At 42.4% G+C, this 11776-nt stretch carries 14 protein-coding genes; 2 read left to right on the top strand and 12 right to left on the bottom strand.

Going from position 1 to position 11776, the window contains the following annotated elements; all coding sequences use genetic code 11:
• On the top strand, positions 1-242 hold a 242-nt coding region (locus tag CVS81_RS09570), incomplete at its 5' end, for a hypothetical protein (protein WP_199907176.1).
• Between the two features lie 392 nt (positions 243-634).
• On the opposite strand, the gene CVS81_RS09565 is transcribed toward CVS81_RS09570, so the two are convergent.
• From CVS81_RS09565 to CVS81_RS09515, 11 genes are all read right to left on the bottom strand, one after another.
• Positions 635-2443 carry a menaquinone biosynthesis decarboxylase gene (locus tag CVS81_RS09565; protein WP_107965822.1) on the bottom strand — a complete coding sequence of 603 codons (1809 nt, stop codon included), beginning with the start codon at positions 2441-2443 and terminating at the stop codon, positions 635-637.
• Positions 2444-2640: 197 nt separating this feature from the next.
• Positions 2641-2991, bottom strand: a complete 351-nt coding sequence (locus tag CVS81_RS09560) for an Imm10 family immunity protein (protein WP_107965821.1) — start codon at positions 2989-2991, stop codon at positions 2641-2643.
• Between the two features lie 2 nt (positions 2992-2993).
• Entirely contained in the window at positions 2994-3923 is a 930-nt protein-coding gene (gene hemC, locus CVS81_RS09555; RefSeq protein ID WP_107945607.1) for a hydroxymethylbilane synthase, read from the bottom strand.
• An 8-nt stretch (positions 3924-3931) separates the two neighbouring features.
• Positions 3932-4363, bottom strand: coding sequence for an FxsA family protein (locus CVS81_RS09550; RefSeq protein ID WP_021089852.1), 432 nt, complete (start codon positions 4361-4363; stop codon positions 3932-3934).
• Positions 4360-6060: a proline--tRNA ligase gene (locus CVS81_RS09545; protein WP_107965820.1), complete on the bottom strand. Its 1701-nt coding sequence runs from the start codon at positions 6058-6060 to the stop codon at positions 4360-4362. The genes CVS81_RS09550 and CVS81_RS09545 overlap by 4 nt, the downstream gene beginning before the upstream one ends.
• On the bottom strand, positions 6050-7333 hold the full coding sequence (gene hemA, locus CVS81_RS09540) for a glutamyl-tRNA reductase (RefSeq protein WP_103572203.1): 1284 nt from the start codon (positions 7331-7333) through the stop codon (positions 6050-6052). Before hemA ends, CVS81_RS09545 begins: the two co-directional genes overlap by 11 nt.
• Positions 7333-8226: a polyprenyl synthetase family protein gene (locus CVS81_RS09535; protein WP_107965819.1), complete on the bottom strand. Its 894-nt coding sequence runs from the start codon at positions 8224-8226 to the stop codon at positions 7333-7335. Before CVS81_RS09535 ends, hemA begins: the two co-directional genes overlap by 1 nt.
• A 10-nt stretch (positions 8227-8236) precedes the next feature.
• Complete coding sequence (locus tag CVS81_RS09530) at positions 8237-8668, bottom strand: hypothetical protein (protein WP_103569464.1); 432 nt, start codon at positions 8666-8668, stop codon at positions 8237-8239.
• The gene (locus CVS81_RS09525) at positions 8661-8915 is read right to left on the bottom strand and encodes a DUF2018 family protein (protein WP_107965818.1); all 255 of its coding nucleotides are present in this window, start codon (positions 8913-8915) and stop codon (positions 8661-8663) included. Before CVS81_RS09525 ends, CVS81_RS09530 begins: the two co-directional genes overlap by 8 nt.
• A gap of 48 nt (positions 8916-8963) precedes the next feature.
• On the bottom strand, positions 8964-9587 hold the full coding sequence (locus CVS81_RS09520) for an HAD family hydrolase (RefSeq protein ID WP_107965817.1): 624 nt from the start codon (positions 9585-9587) through the stop codon (positions 8964-8966).
• Positions 9584-9916 (bottom strand): hypothetical protein, encoded by a 333-nt coding sequence (locus CVS81_RS09515; protein WP_087581825.1) that lies wholly within the window; start codon positions 9914-9916, stop codon positions 9584-9586. Before CVS81_RS09515 ends, CVS81_RS09520 begins: the two co-directional genes overlap by 4 nt.
• Positions 9917-10023: 107 nt before the next feature.
• On the opposite strand from CVS81_RS09515, the gene CVS81_RS09510 reads away from it, so the two are divergent.
• Entirely contained in the window at positions 10024-11295 is a 1272-nt protein-coding gene (locus CVS81_RS09510) for an O-acetylhomoserine aminocarboxypropyltransferase/cysteine synthase family protein (RefSeq protein ID WP_107965816.1), read from the top strand.
• Positions 11296-11333: 38 nt separating this feature from the next.
• Here CVS81_RS09510 and CVS81_RS09505 read toward each other — a convergent pair whose 3' ends face one another.
• Complete coding sequence (locus CVS81_RS09505) at positions 11334-11513, bottom strand: transformation system protein (RefSeq protein ID WP_103602450.1); 180 nt, start codon at positions 11511-11513, stop codon at positions 11334-11336.
• Positions 11514-11776: the final 263 nt, after the last annotated feature.

Here is an 11776-nt window from a genome sequence, read left to right as displayed (position 1 = left end):
AGCCAACCAAGCCAACCAAGCCAACCAAGCCAACCAAGCCAACCAAGCCAACCAAGCCAACCAAGCCAACCAAGCCAACCAAGCCAACCAAGCCAACCAAGCCAACCAAGCCAACCAAGCCAACCAAGCCAACCAAGCCAACCAAGCCAACCAAGCCAACCAAGCCAACCAAGCCAACCAAGCCAACCAAGCCAACCAAGCCAACCAAGCCAACCAACCAAGACAAACAGATAAACAGATAAATTTAACTAGAAATTTTCACAAAATTAGCAAAAAATTTATGTCGAAGTATAAAAATGGCCTTAAACTAAGCCATTTTTAAGTGCAAAAAACCGATCTATTTTAAATTTAAAAGCAATTTTATCAAGCCAAAATGCTAAATCAAATTTAAAGCTTAATAATCAAGAGCTTTGCCTATAGAACTTGAGTGATCACGCTGGCTTTATGTGCCGATCGAGCCATTTTTAGCGATGGATACGACCAGCAAACAGAGGGGGCAGCATTTCACACGACTGCGACCGGCAAGTAGCCGCTTGAATATAACTACATGGGTTAAAAAAGAGGGGCTGGGCGACTGAGCGCATTTTCTTGCCGCTTTTGCGCACGAGCATGCCAAAGCCACTAGGCTACGACCCTACCCAAATATCTCAAATTTATGAAATAGCTCTGGCTCATCTTTTACTACGCCACGCTTAATAAGCTCAGCCACTACTTCGCGCTCGCAGTCAGTTTGCATAGGCCAGTCACGCGTGTAGCCCTCCAGCTCGTCCTTGCTAGTCGCATCCATGCAGAAATTTTCGACATCTATGTAGATATCACGCAAAGCATCTATGTTATTTGTCACGCGCCAAAGCAGCATATATGGGTTTTCTAGGTAGTTTTGCATATCCACTACGACTAGAAGCTTGAAAAATTCTCTAAATTCCAAAAGCTTAGAAAATAGCTCTTTTACAGGGCGATCCTTTTCAAATTTCACCACGCAAATAGGCGTTTTACTCTGCTTTTTAAACTGCCTAAGTTCTTTAACATTTGGCGCAACGCTTTGAAATTTAGCCAAGAGCTCATCGTCGCTTAAAATCGCAGGGCTAAATTTACAAAAGTCCTGCGTCGCATCGATGCCAAGCTTACCACCAAAGCACGAGTTTGGACTAGCATGATCGAGCTGGTCGCACACACCTTGGCTTATCAGCACACTTTCACTGCCAAATTTATCAAGCACAAAGTCCAAAAATTTGTCGTATTCTGTTAGATCTGGTGCCTCGGTGCCCACAAAGATAGCATGCTTTACAAAGCTCATCTGTCCAACTCCCCAAAATGCGTGCATCGCCTGCTTTGCGTGAGCTGGATAAAGGGCGTTGATCTTGGCTAGGATAAGGTTGTGAAAGACGCCATTTTCAGGCATGTTGTAGTCTAGTAGCTCTGGCACGGTCGTTCGCAAAAGTGGCAAGAATATGCGCTCAGTCGCCCAGCCCATATACTTATCCTCAAGCGGCGGCTTGCCAACCACGGTCGCGTGAAAGACAGGGTCTTGCTTGCTCGTTATCGCCGTGACATCCATCACTGGAAATGGCTCAACCGGCGTATAAAAGCCAGTGTGATCGCCAAATGGCCCCTCAAGCTCGCTCTTAGCCGTATCCACAAAGCCCTCGATCACGTAGTCTGCGTCGTGCGGGACGTAAATTTCATTCGTTAGCGACTTTACAAGCTTGGCTGGCTCTTTGCGGATGAAGCCGTAAAGTAACAGCTCAAAGACGCCCTTTGGCAGCGGCGCTTGACCGCACCAGATGTAGAGTGGATCGCCGCCGATCGCCACAGAGACTGGCATCTTACGGCCAGCGCGCTTATACTCGTGAAAGAAATTTGCGCCGTCTTTATGGATCTGCCAGTGCATGCCAAGGCGATTTTTATCATAAATTTGCAGTCTATACATGCCTAAATTTTGCAGCGCGCCATCAAGACTTTGCGTATAGACCTGCCCCATCGTGATAAAAGCACCTCCGTCATGCGGCCATGTCTTTAGCGCAGGTAAGCTCAAAAGATCAGCCTGCTCGCCCATAAATTTGACCTGCTGGCACTCGCCCTCACCTTTTAGCCTTTTTGTAAAAATCTTTCTCATGCTAAAAAGATAGGCCAAAAAGTCAAGCTTCTCTTTGAAATTCTCAGGTTTTTTGGGCTTTAAAAGCTTCTCTATCTCAGCCGCGATCTCATCAGGCTGCACGCCAAATATCAGCTCAAGCGCCCTTTTTGAGCCGTAGATATTTGTAAGCACTGGGGCAAATTTACGCCCAGTTTTTTTGCAGACTGGGTTTGTAAAAAGTAGTGCTTGTGAGCCCTCGCATTTGACCTCGATGTAGCTAGCGTGCGCGATCTCTAGGTCGATATCTACTGGCTCCTCGATCACCCTAAGTAGGCCATTATCTTTTAAAAGCTTGATGTAGTCCATATTTTTCCCTTAAATTTTTAAGGATGATAGCTAAAATTTGATAAAAAAGGCGATGCTAATATTTTGTTATTGCACGCAAAGGCAGTTTGTGTGGCGTTTGATTTATTGTCTATTTTTATCGCAAAGATAATAAATTTACGCCCTTTCGCCACAGCTAAAAAAGTGGCATAAGAGCAAGCAAATTATTAAATTTAAAACTACTCTAGCAGCTCGCCAAATATCTCTTTGCTATATTTCACAAAGCGCTCATTAAGCTTAACACCCTCTATATCAACGCTAATAACGCTATCTTGCACCTCAAAAATGATGCTCTTATCAGTGATCTTAACCCGCTTGCAAGCGTTGTAGCAAACGTCGCCATTGCACTCGGCGTATAGGCCGTTTATCTCAGCGTTTTCGTCGTCGCCCTTTTTTAGTTTGATCGGTCTTTGAAAGATTATGTAGTTTTTGTAGTTATATTTGCCATCTGCAAGACCGATCATGTAGTAGTTGTCTTTGCTATTTTTGGTAGCACTTATGGCTTTTGCTTTAAATTTTAGCTCAAACACGCTTACGCCATCTCTTCAGCGCGTTTTAAAAGCTCTTTCGCCCCTTTTTCTATAAATTTATGCGCTAGCTCTTTGCCGATGCTTTGAAATTTATCTTTGCTAGTCTTTAAGCTATCTTTTATAAACTCACTTCCATCAGGCAGGCCAACGATCGCATCGATAGAAATTTCATCCCCTTTTAGCCTTGCGCTTATGCCTATTGGCACTTGGCAGCCACCCTCCAAAACGCTTACAAAGTCACGCTCTATGGTCGTTTCTATGACTGCATTTTCATCATTTAAAAAAGAGATCTCATCTAAAATTTGCTTCTCATCTCTAGCCTCGACGCCAAGAGCGCCCTGACCCATCGCAGGTATCATCTCGTCAAAGCCAAATGTGTAGATGTGCGCTACTTCAGCCTTGATATTTAGGCGGTTTATGCCAGCCATCGCCAAAATGATCGCGTCAAATTCGCCCTCTTTTAGCTTTCTAAGCCTAGTTTGCACATTACCTCGAAGCGAGATGATCTCAAGATCAGGCCTCATGATAAGTAGCTGCATCTTACGGCGCAGGCTCGTTGTACCAACCTTTGCACCGTGCGGTAGGTCGCTAAATTTAGCAAATTTCTCACTTATCATCGCATCTCTTGTGTCCTCGCGTGAGCAAATGGCCGCTAGTTTAAGCCCTTTTGGAAAGACTACTGGCACGTCTTTTAGGCTATGCACGGCGATGTCAGTCTCGCCTTTTAGCATGCTATCTTCAAGCTCTTTTGTAAAAAGTCCCTTACCACCGATCTTTGCAAGTGGCGTGTCAAGTATCACGTCGCCCTTTGTCTTCATGCCTTCAAGCACGACCTTCACGCCCTTGTGCTGCGCCTCGATCCTAGCCTTGATATGCTCGCTTTGCCAAAGTGCTAAGATGCTCTTTCTAGTTGCTATTTTTATCTCTTTCATCATCACTCCTAATTTACTCTTTTTGGCTCTTCGATGACCTCAACGTCGATGATCTCGCCATCATCTTTTTTACTGCCCTGCTCGCTAAAGTTTTGAAATTTAAACTCCTGATAGCTCTCATTTTTCGCTGCATTTTTCTTAAACACTAAAGAAAAAACGACCACGGCGATACCAAAAATGTCTGTCAAAATCCCTGGTAAAAAGAGCAGCGCTCCGCCAAAACTAAGCCCTAGCTGACTAAATAAATTTCCGCCAAGAAAGCTCTTAAACGCCACTTGAGGCGAATTTAAACTAGAAAATCCAGCATTAAAAAGAAGTGCGATGCCAACAAATCCAGAAACCAGCACCTCAAGAAAGTAGTTTAAAAAGCCAAATTTATCTACAAAAAGATAGATAAATACCGCTTCTATCAAAAAAAACAAAAATGCAAAAAATCTCATAAGCTTTCTTTTATCTTTCTAAAGGCGTCGTTTGCCTCTATCGCCTCTTTGCTTAGCCCATCTCTTGTGATAAACTCGACCTTGCCATTTGCAAATTCTTTACCCACAAGCAGCGCGTAAGGAAAGCCGATAAGCTCAAAATCATTCATCTTAACGCCAAATCTCTCGTTTCTATCGTCGATGATGACGCTAATGCCAGCTTTTTTAAGGCTCTCGTAAAGCTCAAATGCAAATTTCACACCTGCTTCATCTTTTAAATTTGAGATGATGATCTCCACATCAAACGGCGCACACTCTTTTTTCCAAATGCAGCCCTTCTCATCGTGGCTAGCCTCTATCATCACAGCGATAAGCCTGCTTATGCCAATGCCATAGCAGCCCATCAAAAATGGCTTAGCCTTGCCGTTTTCGTCAAGATATGTCGCGTTCATCGCAGCTGAATATTTATCGCCTAGCTGAAAGATATGACCAACTTCTATGCCTTTGCTAAGTTTTAAATTTCCGCCACAAACTGGGCATTTATCGCCTTCTTTTACCTTTACAAAGTCTTTAAATCTCTCTTCGTTAAATCCGCTAACACTAACGCCAACAAAGTGGTAGTCTTTTTCGTTAGCGCCGCATATCATGTTATTTGCGCCTTTTAGCTCGTTATCTATGAAAAATTTAACATCCTTTAGCCCAACTGGCCCACAAAATCCAGCCACAAGCCCAGCTTTCGCCACGTCAGCCTCGCTAGCATCAACAAGCTCTAGCGCCTTGCAAGCGTTTTGCGCCTTTGTCTCTTGAAGCTCGTCATCGCCCCTTACAAAAAAGACCACGACCTCTTCTTTATCCTCATAAATCGCCTTTTTCATAACAGCTTTTATGCAGTAAAACTCGCTAACTTTGAAAAACTCCGCCACATCTTTTATAGTTTTTGCATTTGGCGTTAGAAATTTAGCCGCATCTGCCTCTGGCGCCTCAGCCTCGCTAACTCTTGGCTCGCGTCTTGCAGCCTCGACGTTTGCAGCGTATCTGCAAGTCTCACAGCAAAGTATGTCGTCCTCGCCGTTACTTGCAAGCACCATAAATTCTTTACTGCCACTTCCTCCTATGGCTCCGCTATCAGCCTCAACAGCTCTAAAATTTAGCCCCAAACGGGTAAAAATCTTACTATAAGTTGTCTCCATAAGGTCAAACTCACGCTTAAGATCCTCTTTGCTAGAGTGAAAGCTATAACCATCTTTCATCGTAAATTCGCGACCTCTTAGCAAGCCAAAGCGCGGTCTTGCCTCGTCACGAAATTTGGTGTTTATCTGGTATAAATTTAGCGGTAGCTGCTTGTAGCTAGTCACCTTGCCACGCACCAAAGCAACGGCTGCCTCTTCGTTTGTCGGGCTTATGACAAAGTCATTATCCTTTCTATCTTTAAAGCGCAAAAGCTCCTTGCCAAAGACATTGTAGCGACCACTTTGCTTCCAAAGCTCGCCTGAAGTGACCACGCTAAAGCTCACCTCCAGCGCGCCAGCCTCGTTCATCTCCTCTTTTACCACGCGTGAAATTTTATCGTGCATGATCTTTCCAAGCGGCAGATAGTTGTAAAGCCCAGAGCCGATCTGCTCGACAAAGCCACCTCTTATCAAAAACTGATGACTTGGTAAAGATGCGTCTTTTGGCGCTTCTTTGGTCGTTGGGGCGTAAAATTTACTAAATTTCATCTATATCTCCTGCTTGAAAATTTTGTTCATCTTTTATGTCAAATAAAAATTTAACTCCGTTTGAAAGCTCGCTAGCTCTCTCCTCGTCTGCAAGCCCTTTTAGCTTCATCGTTGGTTGGTGCAAAAAGGCTTTAAAGACCTGATGGATGAGCTTTTGCGCCTCATCGTAATCGCTATGTTTTAAATAGCCCTTTTTTATCGCCTTTTCTAGCTCGTTTTTAGCGCAAATTTCAGCCTGTTTGCGGATAGATTTTATAAGAGGCACGCTCATATCTTCTTTTAAAGTCTTTAAAAACTCGCTCGTGTCTTGACCGACGATCGAGTAAGCCTTTTGCGCCTGCTCCTCTCTTAGGGCTAAATTTTTACGCACGATCTCCTCCAAGCTATCGACCGTATAGACGCTGATAAGCTCTGTGTTTAAAAGATCGATATCTCTTGGAACGGCGATATCAAAAAAATATCTGTGAAATTCTCTTGGCTCGATGATCTCGCCTGTGATGATGGCGTGCGGGGCTGCAGTGCTTGAAAAGATGAGATCGTAGTTATTTACATACTCTTTTAACTTCAAAATGCTATCCCAGCTCGCGTTATCTCCTAGGCTATCAACTAGCTGCTCGACGCGCTCAGAGCTTCTGTTTATGATGATCACTTCTGCGCCGCTTGATATGAGGTGCTTTGCTGCTAGCTCACCCATCTCGCCAGCGCCCACGACGATAGCCGTTTTACCTTCAAGCGTGCCAAAAATTTCTTTTGCCTTTGCCACGGCGACACTTGAAACTGAGATCGGGTTTTTAGAAATTTGAGTTTCGTTTCTAACCTTGGCAGCGCACTTACATGCGTAGTGGATGATCTTGCTGATGTCTTCGCCACATGAGTTGTTGTCATAGGCAAATTTAAAGGCATTTTTTAGCTGGCCAACGATCTGTGTTTCGCCAACGACTAGGCTATCAAGCGAGCTTGCCACGGCAAATAGGTGGTGGGCTGCACCGCTGTTTTCATAGATGTCAGCTCTCTCATAAAGCTCATCTTCAAAAACGCCTGAAAATATCGACATACACCTGATGATATGAGCAGTAGCGGCCTTTACATCCTCTACGCTAGCTATGATCTCGACGCGGTTGCAGGTGTTTAGCACCATGCTCTCTTTTATGTTTTTGTTTGAGTTTATCAGCTTTAAAATTTGCTCTTTTTTATCGTCACTATCAAATGCAAGCTTCTCTCTGACCGAAATATCAGTATTTTTATATGTAAAACTTATGTCTAAATAGTGCATCAAAATTCCCTATCTATCATGCTTTTTATGATCCCTTCAAGCTCGGCGTTTTTATACTCTTTTATCGCTTCTATCGCCTCACTTCCAAGCCTTTTTGCCTCGCTTACAGCCTTGCTAAGTGAGCTAGTTTTATCGAAATTTTCTTTTAGCCATGAAATTTCATCCGCATTTAACTTCTTTGCCCAAAGCGATCTAAGCTTTGTTTTACCAGCCTCGTCTAGGCTCTTATAAAGATAAATATAAGGAAGTGTCGTTTTGCCCTCAACAAAGTCGTTAAGCGCTGGTTTGCCAAGTGTTTTTTCATCTTGAGTGATGTCTAAGATATCATCAACGATCTGAAATGCAAGGCCTAAATTTTTGCCATAAATGCCAAATTTCTCGCTATCTTTGCCAGCTAGCTTTGCCCCACAAATAGCCGTAGCTTCTATCAAAACAGCTGTTTTATAATAGATCATTTTTAAATATTCTTGCTCGTTTTCGTTAAAATTTTCAGCCATTTTCACATCCATCATCTCGCCGATGCTTAGCTTGCTGACCGCATCTGAGATGACAGCTGCGATGCTTGGATCAAATTTTGTAAGCTCAAAATAAGCCTTTGAGTAGAGGATGTCGCCTAGCATGACTGAGTTTTTACTGCCAAAAAGTGCGTTTATGCTTGGTTTGCCGCGCCTTATATTTGCCTCGTCTATGACGTCGTCGTGCAATAAGCTTGCAAGGTGGATGAGCTCGATGATAGCGCAAAGATTAAGTGAAATTTCACTCTCTCCTGCGATCTTTAAAAGAAGTTTTGAGCGAAGCTTTTTGCCTGAACTTATCTTTAAAAACATCTCAAACGCCTCTTTGTAGCCAAGCTCGCTTATAAATTTGCTCATTATTTCATCGATTTTATCCATTTTTATCCTTCTATTTATCCTCGTGCGGATCTCTAAAACCTACATCCACACGCTTGCTCTCATCTAGCAGTGCCACCCTAAAATGCGCCTTTTTGTCCCTAAAATCAATAAATGATATATAAAGGCTCACGCTCTCGTTTGGCGGCATCATAAAATCAGGCAAAACTCGCTGCATGTAGGTATTTTGTCCTTGTCTTAGCGAAAAGACCATCTGCCTTGGATAGCGCCTAAAAAAGCTTTGCACAGTGATATTTGTGCTATCAAATAGCGTCCAACGAAAATCAAACGTCTCAACTCTTTGAGTTTTTTTCTCGGTTATAAAGACCCTCGCCCACTCGTCTTTTTTAAGCTCAAATGTATGCACCGAATTTGGGTCGAAATTTGGCTCTTTTGCAAAGACAAGAGCGGCTAGCAAAGCAATGAGCGCAAAAATTCTACTCATTTTGGCTTAAAATTTCTCCGCTAAGCTCGATATATAGGTCATTTACTCCGTTATAAATTTTATCTTGCTCTGAGGCTATAAAATTTCTGATCTCATCCTCATTAACGCCATGCCTCTCGCAAAGCTCGCTAAGAGCCACAAATTTCTCAAAAATTTTATCTATCTCGTTTTTAACTAAAACGGCATTTGCGTTAAACAAAATGTCATAAAATTTATCCCTCGCACTGCCCTCAAATATATCTATCATCGCTGTTTCTTTGAAAATTTCTTAAGATTATAGCCAATTAAAACTAAGTTAAAAATTTAATATTATCTCCCACGCCTCGCCAACATTTTTGGCGTTATACGTGGCAGTTTTGCTCTCCTCGCCAAATCCCCAGCAAACTTGCACGTAAGGCATATTTGCGTTTTTAGCGGCTAGCTCGTCTTTTAGGCTATCTCCTATAAAGATCGCCTTGCTAGCCCCAGTTTTACTAACAGCTAGGTGAAGCATCGCAGGATCAGGCTTTTGCGGTATCTCCTTGCTAGCTCCGATGACCTCGTCAAATAGCTCGTAAATTTCATTTTTCTTTAAAATTTTCTCTAGCGTATCATGCGGTGCGTTGCTTGCCAAAACGACCTTGTATTGAGCTTCTTTGCACTTTTGCAAAAGCTCTTTTACGCCATCATAGGTAGTCGCACACTCATCGTAAAATTTCTTAAATTTCTCTTCAAAGCCCTCTTTTAAGCTCCTGCTTGGCGTGTCGATGCCGTAAAACTCAAGGGCTAAATTTCTACCTGGCTCATTGATCGCTTTTATGATAAATTCTTTTTCAAGTGGCGGCAAATTTAGCTCATCTCTTACTTCATTTACTGTTTTATATATCGCCTCGCCACTATCGATCACCGTGCCATCCATATCAAAAATAACTACTTTCAATCCTCATCCTTAAATTTATTTTTATGTTTTTCTTTTTTATATGTCTTTTGATTTTTTAGCTTATCAAGTAGATTTGCCGCCTTTAAAAGCTCCTCTTTTGAGGCATTTTTGATGAGCAAATTTATAAAATTTTCTAGCGCCTTTGAGTATGGCTGATCAAGATAGACAGCTTCGACTTTTTCGATGACTTTCGCGTTTTTCTCCACTCTTTGGCGAAACTCAGTCTCGTCAAAGTCATCTCTTTTTAGCCCGTTTATCGCTGATTTTGCAAATTTTTCTAGCGCACGAAGATATTTTACACGCTTAAATTTGTCCGTGACTTGGTTCAAATTTTTCCTTTTTTTTGGCAAATTATATCAAAAATTGATTTTATCCCCTAAATTTTGGCTTTGCTAATGTATAATTTACGCCAAAATTACTTAAACAAGGAGCAAAAATGAGGCAAGAAACCGCTGCGATCCACGTAGGCTACGACACAAACGAAGGCTTTGGCACGATGGCTGTGCCTATTTTTCAAAGCACAGCTTATGACTTTGGAAGTGCCGAGACAGCAGCTGCTAGGTTTGATCTAAAAGATAACGGCTACATCTACACAAGGCTTAGCAACCCAACGACAGATATCTTTGAAAAAAGGGTCGCTGCACTTGAGGGCGGAGCCGCTGCGATAGCGACGGCAAGCGGTCAGTCAGCTTTGTTTTACAGCATCATAAATTTAGCCCAAGCAGGCGATAATATCATCATCGCTAAGAAAATTTATGGCGGCACGACGGTGCTTTTTACGCACACACTGAAAAGATTTGGCATAGAGGCTAGAGTCTTTGACAGCGACACAGCTGATGATCTGGAGAGTTTGATAGACGAAAAAACTAGGGCTATATTTTTTGAAACGCTTTCAAATCCACAAATTTCTATCCCAAATATCGAAAAAATCGTAGAAATCGCAAACAAATATGGCATCATAAGCATCACTGATAACACCGTGCCAACGCCTATCATCTTTCAGCCACTTCGCCACGGCGTCGATGTTTGCGTGCATAGCGCTAGCAAATATATGAGCGGTCAAGGTCTTAGCCTAGCAGGTGTCGTTGTAAGCGCAAACCACCTAAACGAAAAACTAAAAGGCAACAAGAGATATGAGCACTTTAACGTGCCAGATGCGAGCTATCACGACATCGTATATGCTGATATGACGGATCGTTTTGACATCTACACGCTAAGAATGAGGCTTGCTATCGTACGTGACATCGGCGCTGTGATATCTCCGTTTAACTCTTGGCAGCTCATACAAGGGCTTGAAACGCTCGCTGTTAGGGTTGAGAGGCACTCGCAAAACGCGCTAAAAGTGGCTAAATTTCTAAACTCTCACAAGCATATAAAAAGCGTGGCATACCCAGGGCTTGCCGACAACGTAGATCATACAAAGGCACAAAAATACTTTAAAGATGGCATGGCAAATGGACTATTTTGCTTTGAGACTGATAGCTTTGAGCGCGCAAAAAAGATGCTAGAGCGCGTAAAACTCTTTAAGATCGTAGTAAATATCGGTGATACAAAGTCACTCATCACACACCCAGCCTCGACAACTCACCAGCAGCTAAGCAGCGAAGAGCTCATCAAAGCTGGCATCACAAAAGAGCTGATAAGAGTTAGTATAGGTCTTGAAAACGCCGAGGATCTGATAGCCGATCTGGCTCAAGCCTTAGAATAAACAAATTTCTAGCTCATTTTGGGCTAGGAATTTAAAATTTACTCAAGCTTGCCGCATATCCTCTCGCACTCTTTTGCATGCCTTATAAATTTTATAACGATATAGATGACAAGTAGCGGCACGCTTATATACCAAAATGCAAAAAAGGCGAGTATAAAAAACAAAAATAAGAATGTTGCAAAATATACCAAGACTGCAAGCATGATATCATCAAGCATTTTGACTCCCATTTTGCTAGTGTTTTGGTGATTTTATAAAAAGCAAAATAAAACGAGACTGAACGGATTTGTTTTGGCTCTAAAATTTGAGCTAAGTTGCAAGCGAAGTCAAATTTTAGTAGCCAACTCTTGCGAGTGAATGGAATTTTAAAATTTGAAAATAGTAAATTCCTACTTTTTAAATCACGACTTTTAAATTTATAAATTCTTTTATTCAAAAGGGAGACAAGGGGACTCTAGTTACGAGGCCATCCCCTTATCCC

It is taken from the genome of Campylobacter concisus, assembly GCF_003049065.1.
Lineage (GTDB): Bacteria > Campylobacterota > Campylobacteria > Campylobacterales > Campylobacteraceae > Campylobacter_A > Campylobacter_A concisus_BE.
Note: the sequence above shows the minus strand (reverse complement) of the source record. Positions and strands in the feature narration are given on the sequence as shown.

Excerpts from the sequence above, each read along its gene's own strand:
- CVS81_RS09565 (WP_107965822.1), bottom strand. The coding sequence starts at position 2,443 with ATGGACTACATCAAGCTTTTAAAAGATAATGGCCTACTTAGGGTGATC.
- hemC (WP_107945607.1), bottom strand. The coding sequence starts at position 3,923 with ATGAAAGAGATAAAAATAGCAACTAGAAAGAGCATCTTAGCACTTTGG.
- CVS81_RS09550 (WP_021089852.1), bottom strand. The coding sequence starts at position 4,363 with ATGAGATTTTTTGCATTTTTGTTTTTTTTGATAGAAGCGGTATTTATC.
- CVS81_RS09545 (WP_107965820.1), bottom strand. The coding sequence starts at position 6,060 with ATGAAATTTAGTAAATTTTACGCCCCAACGACCAAAGAAGCGCCAAAA.
- hemA (WP_103572203.1), bottom strand. The coding sequence starts at position 7,333 with ATGCACTATTTAGACATAAGTTTTACATATAAAAATACTGATATTTCG.
- CVS81_RS09535 (WP_107965819.1), bottom strand. The coding sequence starts at position 8,226 with ATGGATAAAATCGATGAAATAATGAGCAAATTTATAAGCGAGCTTGGC.
- CVS81_RS09530 (WP_103569464.1), bottom strand. The coding sequence starts at position 8,668 with ATGAGTAGAATTTTTGCGCTCATTGCTTTGCTAGCCGCTCTTGTCTTT.
- CVS81_RS09525 (WP_107965818.1), bottom strand. The coding sequence starts at position 8,915 with ATGATAGATATATTTGAGGGCAGTGCGAGGGATAAATTTTATGACATT.
- CVS81_RS09510 (WP_107965816.1), top strand. The coding sequence starts at position 10,024 with ATGAGGCAAGAAACCGCTGCGATCCACGTAGGCTACGACACAAACGAA.
- CVS81_RS09505 (WP_103602450.1), bottom strand. The coding sequence starts at position 11,513 with ATGCTTGATGATATCATGCTTGCAGTCTTGGTATATTTTGCAACATTC.